Annotated in this window: 22 protein-coding genes; 12 read left to right on the top strand and 10 right to left on the bottom strand. The window is 46.2% G+C overall.

The genetic code is table 11. The features are described 5' to 3' along the window. Positions 1-28: 28 nt before the first annotated feature. The 10 genes from Q7U10_05610 to Q7U10_05565 all read right to left on the bottom strand — a co-directional run bounded on the left by Q7U10_05610 (position 29) and on the right by Q7U10_05565 (position 9,372). Positions 29-742, bottom strand: coding sequence for an ABC transporter ATP-binding protein (locus tag Q7U10_05610; protein ID MDO8282088.1), 714 nt, complete (start codon positions 740-742; stop codon positions 29-31). A 7-nt stretch (positions 743-749) separates the two neighbouring features. Continuing rightward, positions 750-1,898, bottom strand: coding sequence for an ABC transporter permease (locus Q7U10_05605; GenBank protein MDO8282087.1), 1,149 nt, complete (start codon positions 1,896-1,898; stop codon positions 750-752). Beyond that, positions 1,895-3,043, bottom strand: coding sequence for an efflux RND transporter periplasmic adaptor subunit (locus Q7U10_05600; GenBank protein ID MDO8282086.1), 1,149 nt, complete (start codon positions 3,041-3,043; stop codon positions 1,895-1,897). The genes Q7U10_05605 and Q7U10_05600 overlap by 4 nt, the downstream gene beginning before the upstream one ends. Then, entirely contained in the window at positions 3,036-4,340 is a 1,305-nt protein-coding gene (locus tag Q7U10_05595) for a TolC family protein (protein MDO8282085.1), read from the bottom strand. Before Q7U10_05595 ends, Q7U10_05600 begins: the two co-directional genes overlap by 8 nt. Continuing rightward, a complete protein-coding gene (locus Q7U10_05590; GenBank protein MDO8282084.1) occupies positions 4,337-4,954 on the bottom strand; it encodes a TetR/AcrR family transcriptional regulator in 618 nt (205 codons plus the stop codon). The genes Q7U10_05595 and Q7U10_05590 overlap by 4 nt, the downstream gene beginning before the upstream one ends. A gap of 155 nt (positions 4,955-5,109) precedes the next feature. Further along, positions 5,110-5,898: a C-GCAxxG-C-C family protein gene (locus Q7U10_05585; GenBank protein ID MDO8282083.1), complete on the bottom strand. Its 789-nt coding sequence runs from the start codon at positions 5,896-5,898 to the stop codon at positions 5,110-5,112. Between the two features lie 44 nt (positions 5,899-5,942). Further along, entirely contained in the window at positions 5,943-6,290 is a 348-nt protein-coding gene (locus Q7U10_05580) for a cytochrome c3 family protein (protein ID MDO8282082.1), read from the bottom strand. Next, positions 6,291-7,097, bottom strand: coding sequence for a hypothetical protein (locus Q7U10_05575; GenBank protein MDO8282081.1), 807 nt, complete (start codon positions 7,095-7,097; stop codon positions 6,291-6,293). 3 nt (positions 7,098-7,100) lie between these two features. Further along, positions 7,101-8,513 carry a cyclic nucleotide-binding domain-containing protein gene (locus tag Q7U10_05570; protein ID MDO8282080.1) on the bottom strand — a complete coding sequence of 471 codons (1,413 nt, stop codon included), beginning with the start codon at positions 8,511-8,513 and terminating at the stop codon, positions 7,101-7,103. Between the two features lie 178 nt (positions 8,514-8,691). Then, positions 8,692-9,372 carry an HAD family hydrolase gene (locus Q7U10_05565; GenBank protein ID MDO8282079.1) on the bottom strand — a complete coding sequence of 227 codons (681 nt, stop codon included), beginning with the start codon at positions 9,370-9,372 and terminating at the stop codon, positions 8,692-8,694. Positions 9,373-9,509: 137 nt separating this feature from the next. Here Q7U10_05565 and mtnP point away from each other — a divergent pair, with 137 nt between their 5' ends. The 12 genes from mtnP to Q7U10_05505 all read left to right on the top strand — a co-directional run bounded on the left by mtnP (position 9,510) and on the right by Q7U10_05505 (position 18,633). Then, positions 9,510-10,274: an S-methyl-5'-thioadenosine phosphorylase gene (gene mtnP / locus Q7U10_05560; GenBank protein ID MDO8282078.1), complete on the top strand. Its 765-nt coding sequence runs from the start codon at positions 9,510-9,512 to the stop codon at positions 10,272-10,274. A gap of 23 nt (positions 10,275-10,297) precedes the next feature. Beyond that, positions 10,298-10,831: an adenine phosphoribosyltransferase gene (locus tag Q7U10_05555; GenBank protein MDO8282077.1), complete on the top strand. Its 534-nt coding sequence runs from the start codon at positions 10,298-10,300 to the stop codon at positions 10,829-10,831. Between the two features lie 83 nt (positions 10,832-10,914). Continuing rightward, positions 10,915-11,265: a PilZ domain-containing protein gene (locus Q7U10_05550; protein ID MDO8282076.1), complete on the top strand. Its 351-nt coding sequence runs from the start codon at positions 10,915-10,917 to the stop codon at positions 11,263-11,265. An 11-nt stretch (positions 11,266-11,276) separates the two neighbouring features. Beyond that, entirely contained in the window at positions 11,277-11,477 is a 201-nt protein-coding gene (locus Q7U10_05545; protein MDO8282075.1) for a zinc ribbon domain-containing protein, read from the top strand. A gap of 161 nt (positions 11,478-11,638) precedes the next feature. After that, positions 11,639-13,141 (top strand): hypothetical protein, encoded by a 1,503-nt coding sequence (locus Q7U10_05540; protein ID MDO8282074.1) that lies wholly within the window; start codon positions 11,639-11,641, stop codon positions 13,139-13,141. Positions 13,142-13,275: 134 nt separating this feature from the next. Further along, positions 13,276-13,497, top strand: a complete 222-nt coding sequence (locus Q7U10_05535) for a helix-turn-helix domain-containing protein (GenBank protein ID MDO8282073.1) — start codon at positions 13,276-13,278, stop codon at positions 13,495-13,497. 28 nt (positions 13,498-13,525) lie between these two features. Beyond that, positions 13,526-14,353: a TorF family putative porin gene (locus Q7U10_05530; protein MDO8282072.1), complete on the top strand. Its 828-nt coding sequence runs from the start codon at positions 13,526-13,528 to the stop codon at positions 14,351-14,353. 19 nt (positions 14,354-14,372) lie between these two features. Next, a complete protein-coding gene (locus Q7U10_05525; protein ID MDO8282071.1) occupies positions 14,373-15,689 on the top strand; it encodes an ammonium transporter in 1,317 nt (438 codons plus the stop codon). An 18-nt stretch (positions 15,690-15,707) separates the two neighbouring features. Continuing rightward, positions 15,708-16,055 carry a P-II family nitrogen regulator gene (locus Q7U10_05520; GenBank protein MDO8282070.1) on the top strand — a complete coding sequence of 116 codons (348 nt, stop codon included), beginning with the start codon at positions 15,708-15,710 and terminating at the stop codon, positions 16,053-16,055. A gap of 222 nt (positions 16,056-16,277) precedes the next feature. Next, positions 16,278-16,625 (top strand): P-II family nitrogen regulator, encoded by a 348-nt coding sequence (locus tag Q7U10_05515; GenBank protein MDO8282069.1) that lies wholly within the window; start codon positions 16,278-16,280, stop codon positions 16,623-16,625. Then, on the top strand, positions 16,625-17,950 hold the full coding sequence (locus Q7U10_05510) for an ammonium transporter (GenBank protein ID MDO8282068.1): 1,326 nt from the start codon (positions 16,625-16,627) through the stop codon (positions 17,948-17,950). Before Q7U10_05515 ends, Q7U10_05510 begins: the two co-directional genes overlap by 1 nt. After that, positions 17,950-18,633 (top strand): gamma-glutamyl-gamma-aminobutyrate hydrolase family protein, encoded by a 684-nt coding sequence (locus Q7U10_05505; protein ID MDO8282067.1) that lies wholly within the window; start codon positions 17,950-17,952, stop codon positions 18,631-18,633. Before Q7U10_05510 ends, Q7U10_05505 begins: the two co-directional genes overlap by 1 nt. The last annotated feature ends 109 nt before the right edge of the window (positions 18,634-18,742 follow it).

The raw sequence follows: 18,742 nt of genomic DNA, 5'->3' as shown, positions 1-18,742 counted from the left end.
ACCTCTTTATCCTCCTATTAACTTCTTATTATTTAAGATCCTCTCTATGAGGACTTACTGAAACCTCTATCTTACCGTTAACAATCTTGAGGATCTTGTCGCAATACGGGAGCATCCTCTCATCGTGGGTGACCATGATGATCGCTACATCCTGCTCGCGCGCTATTTTTTTTAACATTTTGACCACACTGACCGATCGCTCCGTATCAAGAGCTGCCGTAGGTTCGTCGGCAAGGATGAACTGCGGTTCGCTGGCCAGCGCCCTGGCAATGGCAACACGCTGGTTCTGGCCGCCGGAGAGCTGACTTGGCATCGCATGTATCTTGTCGCCGATATCCAGATAGTTGAGCAATTCCCTGGCTTTTTGATCTGCCCTGGTTTTGGGCCAGGAGTTTGCCATAGGAAGAAGCGTAATATTTTCCAGGACATTTAAAAAAGGGATCAGATAGTGCGCCTGGAAAATAAAACCTATTTTCTCACGGCGTATTTTCCGCGTATCACTGCTGAGCCAGCGGTTGTCGTATACTTTTTTATCACCCAGCCAGATGCTGCCCGAGGTCGGCTCTACTACACAGCCGATCATCAGAAGCAAAGTTGTTTTCCCAGCGCCGCTCGGCGCGACAAGCGCCACAAATTCACCCTTTTGTATCTCAAAGGAGGCCCCTTTCATGACATGCACCGCGTTCTCACCTTCGCCAAAGGTCTTGACGAGGTTTTCTACCTTTATGCTCTGTCCGCTCATTTTGTCTTTACCCCCCTATCGCAGCAGCAGGATCAGCCTTGATCACTTTACGCACGCCAAAAAATGATGATAAGATCGATGCAAGAATAATGACGCCAAAGAGCATCCACGCATCAGGCATTTCAAGCACCACACGCCGTGGAAACCTGGAATAAATAAGATGGGCAAAGATATTGCCGAAGACAAAGGCAAACATACCCAGCACCAGTGTTTCCTGCATGATCATTTTAACGATCATCCAATTGGGAATGCCGATGAGCTTTAAAATTGAAATTTCCTTGATCTTCTCCAATGTCATTGTATATATGATGAGCGCGATGATGATGCTTGAGACGATAACGAGGATCACCGTGAACATCCCTATCTGCTTGGTCGCCCACTTGAGCAGGTTTTGGGCGAGGATACTTTTTTCTTCCGCCAGAGTATAAACGCTTTTATGCTTCCACCTTTGAATTTCTCCGGCAACCTCCTCAGGAGAAAATCCGCTTTTAACAGTAGCGATAACCGCATTGGCCATAGGGGAATTCTGGCTGTTCATGCCGCGCGCCATGTCGTTTCTGATCTCTGCGTTTGAGTAGAGAAACTGCAGCTGCTGGGCATCTTTAAGGCTGATATAGATGAGCGGGTCGCCGGCCGATGAGGTAGTGCCTCTCGTGATACCCACAACTGTGTAGATGTCGCGCCCCAGCTGAATACGTTCATTCAGGATAAATCCTGTCTTTTCTGAAACCACCATTTCGTAATGCTGTTTATTCAGGCCTCTCCCCTCGATCAGTCGGTCGGGATTGACCACTTTAAAAGCGCCATAGGGATCATAGCCTATGGAAAATACCCGCACGGCATCGCCTTTGTCATTAATAAGCTGGAGATTTTGAAAGGTAATGGCCTCACTTTTATCAACACCACGCATAACAGAGACCGTATCTTTCAGATCTTCATGTACACGTGAACTCTCAGCAAAAGGCCCCAGCGTGTTTTCCTGCACCACCCAGAGTTGCGCGCCGATATCTTCAATAAGTATTCCGGCATCCACGATCATTCCCCGATAGACGCCGATCATAATAAGCACCACGCCCAGAAGCATTCCAACACCCATGGCTGTGATAATGAATTTACCCAAAGAATGGGCGATATCTTTTTGCGCCAGATTGATCATGGCCGGATACTCATCCCCTCATGGAGCGTTTTTTTATGAGCATCAGGAATTATGATGCGGCTGTTTTCATCGATGCCTGAACCAACGGCAACCTCATCATCGCTTTGCGCGATAATTTCAAGTGTCTGAAAATGCGCTGCTTTGTCTTTTGAGATCCAGACGCCCTTCTTCCCGCCATATGCGACAATGAGTGAGGCCGGGATCTTAAGTATATTGGAGAGTGTTTTGACCTGGATATGCACTTCAGCCTGTTCATTTACAAAAAACGGCATTGGTATCTCGTCAAAGATTATCTCAACTACACGCTCTTGCGTCACGGAATCGCTCATGGTATTGATACGGCTCACATGACCGGAAAAGGATCTGTCAGGCTGCGAGCGCAGCGTGATCCCAGCCCGCTGTCCGGCGCGGATATCACCGCTTATGCGCTCGTCAATATATGTGCGTATCCAGAGAGTTTCAGGGTCGACGATTCGCAGGATGGGCTGAGAAGGTGTTACGGTCTCAGAGGTTTCAGCCTCTTTGACGATCACGTACCCATCGATGGGCGAGCGGATCTGAAGGGTTTTAAGCTTCGCTTCAATCCCATTGATGCTTTGAAGAAGTCCGGCTGCCTCTGCTTCGCCCGAGCGGATATTTACGCCATTGCCCTGGAGCTGAATCTCTGATGTAAGCATCTCAGTTTTGGCATTATCATATTCAGCTTGTGCGACATATTCCTTCTTATAAAGCCTGTCATAGCGCTCGTAAGTGAGCAGGGCCAGTTTGTGCCGCTCTTCATTGAGGGCATACTCTTTTTTTGCAGCCTCGATCTCCAAAAGCGCTTTTTGATAAGCAGCCCGGCCTTCAGCAAGCTTTGACTTCAAATCAACAGGATCTATAACTGCGAGAAGTTCGCCATTTTTAACCCATTCGCCCTGGTCTTTATATACTCCATCCAGTTTTCCGCCGCTTTGCGAACTGATGGTGTAAATGTTTTTAGCGTCCACCTCTCCTATACCAAAGACCTCCACTTCAAGATCGCCCCGTAAAGGTGAAACGGTTGTAAATGTCCTTTTAGGTACATAGGCCTTTTGGTAAAAAAATAAGGCGCTGACGAATAGCAAAACAGCTGCCAATGCGTATTTGATCCAACCTCTATTCATGAATATTCTCCTCTTTTGCCGTCATGTAGTCGATATAATAACGGGAGTTGCTTTTGTTATAGCGTGCCTGCAGCAGCCCCAGTTTCGCATTCAGATACTGAGACGTCGCATCAAGGACTTCTATATAAGTAGACAGTCCCTCCAGGTATCGCGCCTCCATCAAATCACTCGCCTCTCCGGCCGCCTCCATCTCTGCCTTCTTTGCCTCTATACTCGCATCAGCCCGGTGCAGGTCGATCAATGTCCCTTCAAACTCATTAAGCAGTTTAAGCTTTTGCGAGGAGTAAGCCTCTTCCGCCTGGAGGACAGACTTTTTTGCCTGGGCTACCTTGGCTGTAAGATAGCCGCCGGTAAAGATAGGTATCTGCGCTTTGATCCCTGCCATTGAAACGTCATAATCTGAAAAGTTGGACTCTCTCGTATAGGAGGCTACGGCATCGATAGTTCCATACCGCTCGCCTTTAACAGATGCTAACAGCGCCTCGCTCTGGCGTATGGCCTGCTTCTGAATCTGCATTTTGCTGTTCTTCTCCAAAAAGTTCGCTTTCAACTCTATCTCTTCCTCATGGCCCAGTTCGGCCAGGCTTCTTTTTTCGAGCAGATCCTCATACTCCGTATCAGGAGCAATAGTTTCGCCGATATAAAGCTCCATCAAAACCCTGGCCTTTAAAAATGCAGCTTGCGCGCCGGAATATGCATCTTTGGCGCTGTAAACAGATGCCAGAAAACTCGCTTCATCCGCCTTTGTCTTCATCCCGTTCTTTACCAGCTCCTGAGCCTGGAGGTAGAGCTCTTCTTTGGTTTTGATATCTTCTTCTCTTACCTTCATCGCCTCTTTTTGCAAAAGCAGCGTATCGTACAGGGTCTGGACCTGGTAGATCAAAAATCTCTTTGCCTCTTTTAGTGAGAGCTCGGCAATTTCTTTTGAGAGTTCGGATGACTTGATCCTGCCCCGGCTGCTGCCAAAATCATAAATTCTTTGCGTCAGGCTAATGCCTGCCCGCATGGCATCATGGTCATCAGTCAAAACGCGGCTATTTTGCGGCATCACAAAGGTTTTTACCGGGTCATACTCTGCACTGACAAAGACCTGCGGGAGATTGTCTGCTTTGCTGGATGTTATAGCAGCATCCTTTTGTTCCATCTGAAAGAGCAGCTGCTTGATATCAGGATGTGTTGCAAGTGTTTTATCAATGCAAGTTTGCATTGTCAGAATATTTGACTGTGCTTCATCTCCTGCCTGGGAATTCCCTGAAAGAATGAGAAGAGAGCTTATCAGCAGAACAATGATTCTCATAACAAGCCCCGGACTTCTTCCTTGTGAGGATCAAGTGACGACCAGAGAAAACGCCATAACACCTCACCCTCTTTTTCAATCGGAAATGAAAAATCAAAAATTGACCATCGTACAATAGCCCCTTGGAGAAGTGCTATAAAACAACGGGCGGTTTCTTCAGGATCTGCATCATTGCGGAACTGCCCCTCTTTAATTCCTTCGCGGATAATATCTGAAACAAGAGTTATATATCGGGTGATTATCTCCTGTGCGGCTTTCTTAAGATGAGGTGATTCCTGATGCAGGCGGTCGGAAAAGAGGAGGCGAGGCAGCCCTCGATGTTTGCTCACCAAAGCAAGATGCCTATTGATGAGATAATGCAGTCGTTCCATTGGAGTTGTTGACTCCACTGACGTCTTCTGCTCGAGCAGGCTGAAGATCTGACCCGATATCCACTTTATGGCGGCGCTGAATATATCGTCGCGTGTTTTAAAATGCTTAAAAATAGTTGACTGCGCAATCCCCACCCGGTCCGCTATGATCTGGGTCGTCAGTCGCGTTATCCCCTCTTCAGCAGCCAATTCAAGCGTTTTTTTGATGATCTCCTCTTTTCTTTCCTCATGCGGCTTGCCCAAGGTTTCCTCCCTCTAATTCCATTTGTCATATACTTAAACTGGAAAACAGTTTAAAGGTGAGTGATTAGTTACTCACCTTTTGATTATTATGTTATCTTACAAAATTGTCAAGTTTTGATATGTTTCCTAAAAGGAGAAAAGGGGGAAACTAAATACTATATATCCCCGGGCACATCGGGTTCCAGCCCGCTGTGGCATTGCCTGCATTTATTCTCTGTAGGCATCTGGTACATCGCAACCTGTGAGCGGCGGGAAGGCTGGAACTTGCCGTCAGACCAGTCATTTAAAAGTTCCACCGTCTTTATAGTCACATCCGCCGTGAGCCTTGCGCACCTTTCCATTCTTTGAGGAGAATGGAAAGTGCCCCCTTCCTGGGCCATCCATTTTCCGACAGAGATATGACAGAGAGCGGAGCCGCTTATATTTTTCTGCCTGATCTGAGCGATGGGGTTCGCAGGTTCATAGATTGGCAATATAGTTTTTGTATACCATGTTATTACTTCATTCAGGATCAGCTCCCCCTCCTGGCCTGCTATGAGAGAAGTGGCTAAACCGGCTCCGGTCAGGCAGCCGCACAGCGTTCCCCAGCCGACTGCTCCGCCGTGGCCCCATATCATAGCTTCAAGAGGGAAGCGGGTGTAAGGGTCTCCCACATCCTGCTGAAGCGGCAAGAGTATCCCGCTGGTAGTTCCATAACAACAGAAGTTTTTGTACCAGTTCTCATAAGCTATCTTCCCCGCCCTGGCAGGGTCTATCTTTTTATAGCCCCACGGGAATTCGGTATTTTTGGCTTGAGCTTCAGATAACAGGCCTAACCCTCCTGCTGATACTATGCCGATCCCTGCTGCTGCACCAACAGCAATCTTCCCTGCTCCTGTCAGCAGCTCTCTCCTTGACATGCTCTCTTTTTTAATATGCTTTACAAATGACCTGATAAATTTCATAATGCTGCCTCCAACGCTGTCATTGATATATGATAAAACAATATTTACTTGCGATCAGGCGGCGGGGAATATGCCGTTACTTCCGGGTCATATGTCCTGCCCTGATGTTCAAGATGGCAGTCAAAACACCTTATTTTATTTATGTAGGCTTTTGCTATATCGTCATAATAGTGTTTGTTGTCAACATGGCATTTTATACAGGAAGCGTCCTTGACCCCCTCCCATGGCACATGGCATGCGTTGCAGTCTTTCTTCAGGTATGAATGTTTGTATGATATCTCCCCATTCATAAATACCGCATGACTGCGAGGGTACCCGTATAAAAAAAGAAAGATGATCACAAAAATAGAGAGGTACACGCCCGCGATTATCTTGATATCTATATTTTTCATTTAATAATATAAAATGACAGCTATGTGAATTATGACGCCTGTGAGCAAAGCTAAAGTTAAAGGCATATGCAGACTCAGCCAGGCTTCCTGTATCTTTATCTTGGCCAATACAAAAGAGGTTTTCTCTGATTCTATAAAAATGGAGCTTAGTGTATTCAGGTCATGAATATCCTGACTCAGAACACTTGCCTTTAATCCCTCGATCTCCCCCCTGCGTTTATCAAGCAGCTCCCTTTCTTCCATGAATAAATATTCCCACTTGATCCTTTCTAATTCGATAGATGGCCTTATTTTTTCTTCATAGATCTTTTTCAGCTCATTGGAAGTCTTTGAAACCAGAGAGTCTGCCTCTTCCAGAGAATTCTTTAGATCGCTGATCAACTCTTCTTCAGATCTTGTTTTTCTGCCGAATTTCACCAAAGAAAGAGGGACGGACCTATAGATCAATGCCCCGGCGATCCCGCTGACAACGGTAAGAAGATATAACATTACAAGAAAAATGCTGAAGGTTCCGGTAAGCCGGAAGCCGGAATGCATGAGCAGGAGCACCAGGCTTATGATGCCTATATAAATGTGTGACTGCAGCCATGCCTGCTGGGAACCAAGCCTGTAACTGTAAATATTTTTCCTGAAGATATACAAGATAAGGGGCAGCAAGAGGAATAAGCAAAGAAACCCGTAACTCAGCACAAAATAAGACCTGTTGATCGGGTATGTGACGCGAGTATATAGATAATAACTTATGGAAAGCAAAGTCATTATTATCAGCGATACAAGCGGCCATCTGCTTCTCAGATTATTTTTCATATCTCAATTTAGATTTATGACATCCGTAAAGAAATTTGAAGTATCTATCTTCCGTGCCGCTCCGGTCGGGCAGTTGTAAACGCATCCCATGAAAGGATGTTCACGGCACATGTCGCATTTTACAACCATTCTTTTTGGTTTTCGTTTTACATCAGGTTCCTGATCTATCTGCCTGCTGTCTCTTTTTTTAAAATAACGGCTGAGGAATCCATTATTAACATCCTTATTTCCATTAGTATCAGGCAGAGCTACAACAAATATGTTCCCGTACGGGCAGTTTTTGGCACATAGCCCGCATGCAATACAAGACTTATTGTGATAGATCTCACCCTCAAAACCTCTGTTGATAGCACCTGTCGGGCATTTGATCATGCATGAGGGATTTTCACAATGCCAGCATGATGAGGCGATGAGCAGGTTGTTGTTTAATGCTACCCCCTTTCTTACCAGCCTGACCTGATCATTGTGCAGCGCACCGCAGGCTTTCAGGCAATTATCACAATTGATACATTTTGTAATATCAATAACCAGCACCTCTTTCGACTGAACAATTCCCATGTCGATCACAGAGCGCAGAGTCTTCTCCATATGTTCATCCTCGCGCATATGCATGTTCTTCTGTTTTATCTTTTCAATACTTGTCTCCAGACTTGTTTTAACCCTTGGGTGCAATTCTATTATATTTTGGAAATCAGCCCGCGATACCTTAATAAGTTCAGTCCGGCTGATAGCAGTAATGGTAGCCATCCTCTTCTCATTCTCATTTACCAAGGCCATTTCACCGAAGTAATGCCCTGCCTTAAGATAGGCCAGCACCCTTTTTCTTCCATCAGCCCCCGTCTCCGTGATCTTTACCAATCCATATCTAACGACATAAAAGGCATCCGCTTCATCTCCCTGATGAAAAACAGCCTCACCGCTGTTATAGGTATGGAGAGTTGCTTTATCGATCAGCTCTTCAATTATGTCTTTGGTCAATCCCATAAAGATTGGAATAGAGGGGAGCTGAGAAGCAAGAACACGCTCACAATATAGAGCATCTATCCTGCTTTTGATCAGAGGGAATTTATCAAAAAGATTTAATAACGTCTCTTTAGGTATTACAAGAACTTCTGTACGTTTTAAGGGGACAACATCCGCTGTTCTGACATATCCGGAAAGTGCCGCTATTTCCCCAAAGATGTCACCTTCACCTAACAATATTTCACCAAAAGTATTTGCAGGACTTAACTCAACCCTTACCCGGCCTGAGAGAATGACACAGCAGTCTTCGCCATAATCGCCGTAGTTATAGATCTTTTCTCCACGATCAAAAACCTCTACAGTACAGGTATTCAGTAAAGTGAAGAGTTCGTCGTGGTCGACCTCTGAAAATAGAGGGATCTTCGAGATATGCTCTCGCAGGATTATTTCCATTGAACTATGCCGTTAACGATATGTTTTTCATAGATAATTAAGAATATCATTATAAATAATTGACCAAAAAAAGTATATCTTAGTAACCATAAGATATACAGCTGAACCTCAAGGCTTCCTCACATCAATATTTGGCATAATTACTTTTTTCAGTGTCTGTGTTGGAGTATAGAGAGGGCTAAATACTATTGATATATTCCAGGCAAACCGCTTTATCCGCCAGATCCTCAAGAACCAGATCAGCCCCCGCCTCTTCCAAATCAGCTTTGCTGTACGGCCCTGTAGCGACTCCGATCGAATGGGCATTGTAGATCTTGGCGCACATCACATCACGCGGGGTATCGCCGATGACAACGCACTTTTCATATGTTGTATTGATCCCGATCTGTGAGAACTTTTTAACCGCTATCGGCAGGAGCATATTGCGGTCTTCATGGTCGCTTCCGAAAGCGCCGTCAGAGAAATACTTTCTAAGGTCAAACGATGCCAGCTTTATATCCGCGCCTGCCTCAAGGTTGCCTGTCAGAAGTCCGAGGGGAACCGCATCCCAGGTAAGCGTATCAAGTATCTCAAGCACGCCGGGCTTTATATACTTCCACGGGTTGTTGATCTCATGAGAAAGATGATCGAGATATTTATACATAAGCACCTCAACCTCTCCGCTGTCGCTTAAGAGCCCATGCATCATAAGCCCTTCCTTCATTATCTGGATATCTGTCATGCCCGCCATCTTAATATCCCTGAAGGCGTCTCTGATGCCGAAGAGCTCATAGAACGCGCTGTTAAGCGCCCTGCTCCCGGCCTTGCCGGAATCTATAAGCGTCTCGTCAATGTCAAAAAGGACAAGTATGTTGCTCATTTTCAATGAACCTAAACGCCGTAGAAGAAGGAGTCTTAAGGTTTTTTATAATAGAACAGACTTTAATTAACATGCAATTATTGAAGAATTAAGATGGGAAAGTCTATAATCAAAAAACCATTTCAAAGGAGCTATAAATGATCAAGGTCGGAATCATCGGAGGCTCGGGGCTTGATAACCCTGATATCCTGAAAGATGCAAAAGAGATAAAGGTTGAGACCCCATACGGCGCACCGACATCACCTCTTACGATCGGCTCGATCGGCGGGATCGATGTGGCGATCATCGCCAGGCACGGCAAAGACCACTCAATATATCCGTCAAAGGTAAACTTCAGGGCGAATATCTGGGCGCTCAAAGAGCAGGGATGCACGCACATACTCGCATCTACGGCGGTCGGCTCTTTAAGGAAAGAGATAGCGCCGGGGCATCTTGTATTTCCGGACCAGTTCATAGACCATACCAGAAAGAGAGAGACCACATTCTTTAATGAGGATGTTGTAGTGCATACTCCGATGGCAGAACCTTTCTGCCGAAATCTCATAAACCTTCTCTCTTCATCTGCCAAAGAGATGGGCCTGCCCTTTCATGCAAACAAGACCGTCATAACCATCGAAGGGCCGAGGTTCTCCACAAAGGCTGAAAGCCATATGTTCAGAAGCTGGAACGCAGATGTCATAAACATGAGCACCGTGCCTGAGGCCAATCTCGCGAGGGAGAAGAAGATGCATTACGCGGCGATTGCGATGTCAACTGATTATGACTGCTGGCATGAGGAAGAAGAGCCGGTCACATGGGAGATGATATTAGAGACGATGAGGAAGAACTCAGGCAATGTAATAAAGCTGTTCCTGAAGGTCATTCCGAAGATCGCTGAATACGACGATAACTGCTGTCAATAACTGTAAATAATAAGGAGATCATTATGTCTATCAAATCCAGAATAAGAACAATCCCGGATCATCCCAAAAAAGGAATAATGTTCAGAGACATCACCACCCTTATTAAAGACCCGGTCGGCTTCAGGCTGGTCATTGATGCCCTGACGCAAAGATATATTACAAAAGATATGGATTTTGACGTTATCGTCGGCATAGAGGCAAGGGGCTTTATCATCGGCGGGGCATTATCATACACGCTCGGGAAAGGATTTGTGCCTGTCAGAAAGATCGGCAAACTTCCGGCTGAGGTCGTAAGACATGAATACGAACTTGAGTATGGGACAGACACTGTTGAGATGCATAAGGACGCCATAGAGAAAGGCGCAAAGGTCATACTGGTCGATGACCTGCTTGCAACCGGCGGAACAGCTCTGGCTGCGGCAACTCTTATAGAAAAACTCGGCGGCATAGTATCAGAGATGGCATTCATCGTGAACCTTCCTGATGTGGGCGGCGAAAAGAGGCTGACCGGCAAAGGGTATAAAGTGCACTGCCTTACAGAGTTTGAAGGGGATTAAACCACCCGTCATACTGCGGCCTGGCAGTTCATTTATTTTACATATTTATCAATGTCCTATGTATAATATTGTGAAATATCATCATGGGTAACATTACTGAAAATAGACGTTCAAAAAGAGTCAACTTAAGCCTTTTTGCGGAACTCACATTCGCTGATAAAAGCTTAAACGGCTTCATTGAAAATATCTCTGAGCACGGCATCTTTCATAGGGTCTTTTCTGATGTAGAAGTGCAGGGGTTTATTCCGGGGAACAATGTCAGTGTGAATTTCATGCTCCCGTCAGATGATATTATTGACCTAAAATGCAGCATAAAGTGGTTGCATGTTAATTCTCAGCAATTTTCAGAGATAATATACAATGTAGGAATGGAGATCATTGAACCTCCGAACGCGTATCTGAAATTTGTTAATGATCTGTATAAGTACTGCTAAGCGGAGAAACGATGCCTATTTACGAATATATATGTAATGATTGCAAAAAGAGGTTCTCTCTTTTACGAAGCATTCTGGATTCTGATAATAACCCAGCTTGTACTGCGTGCGGCTCACTTAAAGTCAATAAACTGATATCATCTTTTTCCACGTCTTCCACATCCGAAAGAAGCTCCCCCGCCCACTCATGCGACCATAGAGGTGGCGGTTGAGGCGTCTCATCCTGCTGAACCGGTCAGGTTCGGAGATCAACTGCATCATTATTGTCACTAATATTACCTTACTGTAGTTCTGTAACAACATGCTTTCTTTTTAATTCAGCGGGTTATAAGCTGGCACGCTTTTCGCTCTATTAATAATTAAGGAGTGCAACGTGATAAAAACAAAATATTCCTCATCAGGCCAGGAACTTTATCATGAGATATTCGGCTCTATCCTCGAGAGAACCGAAATGACCCCGTATTTATTGCTGCAGGCAACGAATTATGAGGCCGCCCTGAGACAAGCGGCCAGGATGATGGGCAACCGCGGGTTTGATACGTCAGACAGCAATGAGCTGAATGAAAGCGAGAAAAAAAGGGCGCAGCAATACATAGCGCAGGCCTACAGCTACTGTTTTGATTTTATGTTCCCGTTTTTAAAAAAACAGCTTGAAGGGCTCAAGGCTTTGAATACCAAAAATCAGTATCTATACACTAACTCTTTACAGGTCATGGAAGAGATAGAGGCTATATTGCGCGGTCAGGAGTTCAGGGAAATTGTCGCCGAAGACCCGCGTCATCTCTTTCTTCTGGCTTCATCAAAAAAGTATCCGCATGTTTTCTATGGCTACAAAGGGCAAAATCTAAATGTTACGCCCGGCTGGCAGCGCATGGCATGCTCGATCCTGAAAGTGGCGCATCTGATCAAGTCAATCGAGGAGGAGAGCCAGGATGTTAACGACTTCGCCCAGCTGGGCTTGTTCTTTGAAAGTAAAGGGCAGAGCCTTCACGACATATTTAATTATGATTGGGAGAATCCCGGAGAACTTCCGGAAAGCGAAGCAGCTCAAAGGGCATTTGTAAAGATCTCTGCTTTTTTCCATAAGCTGAAAGAATTTGTTAAATATAATGTAGAACAAAAAATCCTGACCTTCAATAGCGGAGACGGGGTTGAAGTCGATATTGTTGAGATAAAGGCAAGGTTGAAGAGCCCGGAAAGCATGTTTACCAAACTTGGCAAGAACCTTGAGGGAGAGGCCTACAATATCAGAGACCTTCTGGCAATTACCTTTATCTTAAAGAAGAGAGATGATACCTTAAAACTATTTCATGCGCTTCAGAAGCGAGGCGTTATACTTCAGGAAAATACGATCTCACAGTCCATAACCCAGACATTATTTGACCTGCCTGAGGATATGACAGACGCGGTAGGAAGCCTCATGGCCTCCCTCTCTATGGGTAAAGGAAAGGATGCGCCGAATGATAAGGATGAAGTTTCAGCTAATGCCAACAATTTTTATAACGCCCTTGGAGTCAATACGGCCAATAACCCTTATTCTTCATTAGGCCATAAGAAATTCCAGTGCAAGATAAACTTCTTTTTACCCATTCACCGGATAGCCGGAACAGGCAAAATTATCATTCCCGGTACTGCTGAATATAAAATGAGGGGCCGTCTTAATATAAAAACGGAACAGCATACACTTGCATTAGAGCTCCGCATATCAGATGAGAAAAGCTGGCAAAGGTCGGAATATAGCGGAGAGTCTCATCACAATGCCTATAAATTCCGTCAATTGATCTCTGTAATGAACAGGGTCTTTAAGAACATCTTTAATCTGCCTGAAAAATCCTTCTCTCAGGTCAGAAGCGACCAGGATATACTCTTCTCATAACATCTCCTACTTACTAAATTGTAGCCTACCTTCTTTTTTGTCAGCTAAGATACTTTAATGTAGCCTTGCCGTCCTGATGTTTCCTTTAAAATCAAAGAGTTACAAACTGGCATGTTTCTCGCTATTAACTGTTTATGGTTTCACTAAAAAATAAGATAGAGAGCTTTGAAAAGAGCTCAATAATCTATGCGCTTATTGAATGTGACTGGGTGATGGCAAAGGCTGCGAGACAGCTCGGCATCACCGAGAGGATGATAGGTTACAAGATTAAAAAATACGGTATCAGGGAGGTGCAGGATGATGTCTGTAAAACATGCGAAGTGAAGAAGGAACCAAATAAGCCGGGGCAGGTTTGAAAAAAATAATTTAATGAGGAGAAAAAAGATGAAAAGGAAGATAAAAAGGAGTATAAGTATTTTAATGACAGCAATGTTTTTAACAGCGGCCTTTTCCGTTTCAGCTCCAAAAGCTGAGGAGGCTAAGGTCACAGGAAGCGCGGCAGCAGGGGTCTTCAGCAAATATGTATTCAGGGGTTATGAACTAAGCTCAGACAGTGTGCTGGTGCAGCCGTCAATCGGTATCGCATACAAAGGGTTTTCCGCTTCATTATGGGGCAATATCGACAGCAAGGAGAATCCGACACAGTCCTTTGTCCCGGACAGGCTGAACCAGAAGAGCTTCAACGAAACAGACCTTACCCTGAGTTACACATACGCTATTGACAAGCTCAGCCTTACGGCAGGCTACATATATTACGGAACCAAATACGCGGCTGAAACAGAAGAGCTCTTTGTTACGGCGGGCTATGATACGCTGCTGAAACCTGTGCTGTCGGTCTACCGCGATGTAACCGAATACCCGGGCACGTATATAAATATTGCGGTATCTCATTCAATGCCTGTATACAATGACATAAACCTTGACCTTGCCGCGTCAGCGGGTTATTTCATCGGAAGCGGAAATTACTGGAAGACATATGAAAGCTCAACAGGATCGTATACAGGTGAAAAATACAGCGCGCTCCACGACGGCATGCTTAAGGCAGGGTTCACAATACCCGTGGCTGCGACCCTTACGGTTCAGCCTGTTGTCCAGTACTATTTCCCGCTGTCCGCAAAAGCAAAGAGAACTGTTGACGGAAATTCATACAATTTTAACGGAAAACTTGATGACACCCTGCTTGGCGGTGTTAATCTGACCCTCAGTTTCTAACTGAATATAAGGAGGAGAGATGAAACGATTATTAAGTATTTTATTTGCAGCGCTGACATTATTGAGCATCGCAAGCTTTGCTTTTGCAGAGGAGGCAGCGGCCGCAGCTTCAAAGATCGATACGGGCGATACCGCATGGATGCTGATCTCAACCGCGCTTGTCATGCTGATGACGCCGGGGCTTGCGCTCTTTTACGGCGGCATGGTCAGGCGGAAGAACGTGCTTGGAACGATCATGCAGAGCTTTATCGCACTCGGTGTTGTAACCATTATCTGGGTGCTTTACGGTTACAGCCTTTCATTCGGCCCGGATGTCGGGCATGTCATAGGCAATCTCGACTGGGCCTTCTTAAATGGTGTAGGGCTTGAGCCGAACACTGATTATGCGGCAACGATCCCGCATCAGACCTTTATGATATTCCAGATGATGTTTGCCGTCATCACTCCTGCGCTTATAACAGGGGCGTTTGCCGAACGGTTCAAGTTCAGCACGTATCTCGTATTCATTGTGGTCTGGGTAACTTTTGTATACTTCCCGCTTGCTCACTGGGTATGGGGAGTCGGAGGATGGATTAGGAATCTCGGCGCGCTTGATTTCGCAGGCGGACTGGTAGTTCATATCAGTTCAGGTGTGTCGGCGCTGGCTGCCGCCATCGTTGTCGGCAAGAGAAAGGGTTACGGCAAAGAAGCGATGATGCCGCATAACGTAACAATGACGCTTCTTGGAGCAGGGTTATTGTGGTTCGGATGGTTCGGATTCAACGGTGGAAGCGCGGTTGCGTCAGGCGCTCTTGCGACATCAGCCTTTGTTGTTACGCATATCGCTACGGCGGCTGCTGCATTATCGTGGACATTTGCGGAATGGAAGCACAGGGGCAAACCGACAGCTCTCGGAGCTGCATCAGGAGCGGTTGCAGGGCTTGTCGCGATCACCCCGGCTTCAGGTTTTGTCGGGCCTATGTCATCGATCGTTATCGGTCTTGTGGCAGGCGCCTTATGTTACTGGGCGGTAAATCTCAAGACAAAATTCGGCTACGATGACTCGCTCGATGCGGTCGGAGTTCACGGCGTCGGCGGAACATGGGGTGCGATAGCAACAGGTTTATTTGCTTCAAAGGCGATCAATGCGGCAGGCAATGACGGTTTGTTTTTCGGGAATTCGTCTCTCATGGTGAATCAGCTGATAAGCATCGGCGCCTGCTGGGTCTATTCCTTTGTGATCACACTCATCATCCTGAAGGTGCTTGATGCGGTCATGGGGCTAAGAGTTGACGAAGAGGACGAAATGGCAGGATTAGACCACGCGCAGCATGGCGAAAGCGGATACACATTATAAAAATTGGAGGACAATACTATGAAGATGATCTCAGCAGTTATAAAGCATTTCAGGCTTGATGAGGTGAGAAAGAGCCTTACAGATATGGGCATTGAAGGCATGACCGTAACAGAGGTCAAAGGTTTCGGCAGGCAGAAGGGCCATATGGAAGTCTATCGGGGCGTGGAGTATGAGGTGAAGTTCCTCCCCAAGATAAAGATAGAAGTTGCCATACCTAAAGAAAGGCTGGATGCCGTGCTTAAGGCGATACAGGAGAGTGCAAGGACCGGCGAGACAGGATCGATAGGCGACGGCAAGATATTTGTCTATAACCTTGAAGATGTCATCAGGGTCAGGACAGGGGAAAGAGGCAAGGAAGCGATTTAACAGCAGCACTAAGAAGCCGGATATGATCTGTAGGTATTACCGTTCTTTGATAATTGAAGTTGTCCTACATTTTTGTAGCTCCCACAAAAATGTAGGACAACTTAATTCGTAACTCCTTTAAAATAAGCAGTTTCAAGGTGGTACGCTTCTTGATATATAGTCAATGCTTATTGGCCTTGTTTATAACCCAATGCATGAGCTTAAAATCAGGAGGTGTGTTTCATGAAGATGGTTTCTGCTGTGATCAAGCATTTCAGGCTCGACGAGGTCAGAAAAAGCCTCACAGATATGGGCGTTGAAGGCATGACAGTAACAGAGGTAAAAGGTTTCGGCAGGCAGAAAGGCCATATGGAGGTCTACAGGGGCGTGGAGTATGAGGTAAGGTTCCTTCCCAAGGTCAAGATCGAAGTGGCTGTGACCAAAGAAAGGCTTGACGATGTGCTTAAAGCTATCCAGGACGGCGCAAAGACAGGCGAGACTGGCTCAATAGGAGACGGCAAGATATTTGTCTACAACCTTGAAGAGGTCATCAGGATCAGAACCGGAGAAAAAGGGAGGGAGGCGATATAATGGCAAAGCTGAAAGTTGAGAGTTTAACGCTAAAAGTTTTGGCGGTATTGTTCACATTCTTTGCTCTTTACGGCAGCGCCTTTGCAGGCGAGGCATCAAAACTGGATTCAGGCGACACATCGTGGATACTCGTCTCAACCGCCTTGGTTCTTTTTATGACGATACCCGGGCTGGCCATGTTCTACGGCGGGCTGGTGCGCACAAAGAATGTCCTTTCCGTATTGCTTCAGTGCTTTGCCATCACCGGGATAGTCTCGATCATTTGGCTCGTCGCAGGCTACAGCCTCGCCTTCTCCGAAGGCAGCCCTTTTCTGGGCGGGCTTTCAAAGTTCCTTTTTGCCGGCGTGATGGAAGATTCATTGACCGGCAGTATACCTGAGTCGCTCTTTGCGATATTTCAGATGACATTTGCGATCATTACACCGGCGCTCATTATCGGCGCTTTCGCTGAGAGGATGCGGTTCTCAGCCATGCTGCTCTTCTCTTCTGTCTGGCTTATCGCAGTCTATTGCCCGGTTGCCCACTGGGTCTGGGGAGGCGGATGGCTGCAGCAGATGGGCCTTCTTGATTTTGCAGGCGGCACAGTCGTTCACATCACAGCAGGTGTAGCAGCACTTGTGACTGCTATTGTGATAGGAAGGCGCGACGGTTTCCCGACTGAGTTATTGCCGCCGCATAATATGACCATGACGGTTGCCGGGGCAGGCATGCTCTGGGTGGGATGGTTCGGCTTTAACGGCGGAAGCGCGCTCGCTGCAAACGGCAACGCCGCAATGGCGATGCTGGTCACTCATATCTCAGCCTCTGCCGGAGCGATGTCATGGATGTTCTTTGAGTGGAGAAAGTTCGGAAAGCCCACAGCGCTCGGCACTGTAACAGGCATGGTGGCAGGGCTTGGAACGATAACTCCGGCTTCAGGATATGTGGGGCCTGCAGGCGCACTTGTCATAGGTGTTATCGCAGGGTTTGTCTGCTTCAATGCCGTGATCTTTATGAAGAGCGTTATGAAGATAGATGATTCGCTTGATGTATTCCCTGTTCACGGAGTGGGCGGTATAATGGGCACCCTGCTTGCCGGTGTCTTTGCTTCAACAGGGCTGGGGATATTCAGCGGACAGGGGTTTGCTCAAGGGATCAGCAGTATGTCAGGACAGCTTTTTGTACAATTCATCGGCGTGGCAGCGATAGGCGTATATACAGCAGTTGTAACCTATGTTATTCTAAAAGCCGTAAATGCGGTCACCCCGCTCAGGGTCTGCAGGGAGTGCGAGGTCGAAGGGCTGGATGTTTACGGCCATGGTGAGCAGGGATATATAATAAATTAATGTCAGTTCTTATCATAAAAAACATAACGTCTGAGGGCCCCGGAACGATAGAGGACTTTCTTAAGGAAAAAGGCATGGCATACAGCATTATTGACCTTTCTGACTGCAAGACCGAGATCCCTGACATGAGGAATTATTCTCATCTTGTAATTATGGGCGGGCCAATGGCTGTCTATGAGATGGATGATCATTCATTTCTCAGCTATGAAGCAGCTATGATAAGGGCATTTATAAAGACCGGAAGGCCTGTGCTGGGCATCTGCCTCGGCGCGCAGATGATAGCTTACGCCCTTGGCGCAAAGGTATATCCCGGTGCGGCAAAAGAGATCGGCTGGCATGAGGTTGGTATAACAGAAGAAGGTATGAAAGACTCTGCTGTTTCCGCCTTGTCTGTAAACGGCGAACCTCTTGCAGAGGTCTTTCAGTGGCATGGCGATACCTTTGACCTGCCGAAAAAAGCGGTGAGGACAGCCTTTTCAGACAAGTATGAAAATCAGTCGTTCAGATACGGAGATAATATTCATGCCCTTCAGTTCCATATAGAGGTCACTCCTGAGATAATCAGGGAATGGTTTAAGGATGAAAAGGGAGAAGATATCGACAAGATGCTCAGGCAGTCAGAGAGCATATACCCTGAATATCACAAGAGGGCTCTGAAATTTTACGAGAAGTTCTTTGCTTAAAGTTTTGTTGTCATTCCCGTGATCTTTTAGGCGGGAATCCAGGAGGCTTTAGGATGTTCTGGATGCCCGATTAAAAACTTCGGGCATGACAAATAGTAGGATGGGCGTT

It is taken from the genome of Thermodesulfovibrionia bacterium, assembly GCA_030646035.1.
Lineage (GTDB): Bacteria > Nitrospirota > Thermodesulfovibrionia > UBA6902 > UBA6902 > JACQZG01.
Note: the sequence above shows the minus strand (reverse complement) of the source record. Positions and strands in the feature narration are given on the sequence as shown.

Coding starts and splice junctions, on each gene's coding strand:
- Q7U10_05605 (MDO8282087.1), bottom strand. CDS start 1,898: ATGATCAATCTGGCGCAAAAAGATATCGCCCATTCTTTGGGTAAATTC.
- Q7U10_05520 (MDO8282070.1), top strand. CDS start 15,708: ATGAAGATGATCTCAGCAGTTATAAAGCATTTCAGGCTTGATGAGGTG.
- Q7U10_05525 (MDO8282071.1), top strand. CDS start 14,373: ATGAAACGATTATTAAGTATTTTATTTGCAGCGCTGACATTATTGAGC.
- Q7U10_05610 (MDO8282088.1), bottom strand. CDS start 742: ATGAGCGGACAGAGCATAAAGGTAGAAAACCTCGTCAAGACCTTTGGC.
- Q7U10_05515 (MDO8282069.1), top strand. CDS start 16,278: ATGAAGATGGTTTCTGCTGTGATCAAGCATTTCAGGCTCGACGAGGTC.
- Q7U10_05575 (MDO8282081.1), bottom strand. CDS start 7,097: ATGAAAAATAATCTGAGAAGCAGATGGCCGCTTGTATCGCTGATAATA.
- Q7U10_05550 (MDO8282076.1), top strand. CDS start 10,915: ATGGGTAACATTACTGAAAATAGACGTTCAAAAAGAGTCAACTTAAGC.
- Q7U10_05535 (MDO8282073.1), top strand. CDS start 13,276: ATGGTTTCACTAAAAAATAAGATAGAGAGCTTTGAAAAGAGCTCAATA.
- Q7U10_05565 (MDO8282079.1), bottom strand. CDS start 9,372: ATGAGCAACATACTTGTCCTTTTTGACATTGACGAGACGCTTATAGAT.
- Q7U10_05545 (MDO8282075.1), top strand. CDS start 11,277: ATGCCTATTTACGAATATATATGTAATGATTGCAAAAAGAGGTTCTCT.
- Q7U10_05510 (MDO8282068.1), top strand. CDS start 16,625: ATGGCAAAGCTGAAAGTTGAGAGTTTAACGCTAAAAGTTTTGGCGGTA.
- Q7U10_05530 (MDO8282072.1), top strand. CDS start 13,526: ATGAAAAGGAAGATAAAAAGGAGTATAAGTATTTTAATGACAGCAATG.
- Q7U10_05555 (MDO8282077.1), top strand. CDS start 10,298: ATGTCTATCAAATCCAGAATAAGAACAATCCCGGATCATCCCAAAAAA.
- Q7U10_05505 (MDO8282067.1), top strand. CDS start 17,950: ATGTCAGTTCTTATCATAAAAAACATAACGTCTGAGGGCCCCGGAACG.
- Q7U10_05595 (MDO8282085.1), bottom strand. CDS start 4,340: ATGAGAATCATTGTTCTGCTGATAAGCTCTCTTCTCATTCTTTCAGGG.
- Q7U10_05580 (MDO8282082.1), bottom strand. CDS start 6,290: ATGAAAAATATAGATATCAAGATAATCGCGGGCGTGTACCTCTCTATT.
- Q7U10_05600 (MDO8282086.1), bottom strand. CDS start 3,043: ATGAATAGAGGTTGGATCAAATACGCATTGGCAGCTGTTTTGCTATTC.
- mtnP (MDO8282078.1), top strand. CDS start 9,510: ATGATCAAGGTCGGAATCATCGGAGGCTCGGGGCTTGATAACCCTGAT.
- Q7U10_05570 (MDO8282080.1), bottom strand. CDS start 8,513: ATGGAAATAATCCTGCGAGAGCATATCTCGAAGATCCCTCTATTTTCA.
- Q7U10_05585 (MDO8282083.1), bottom strand. CDS start 5,898: ATGAAATTTATCAGGTCATTTGTAAAGCATATTAAAAAAGAGAGCATG.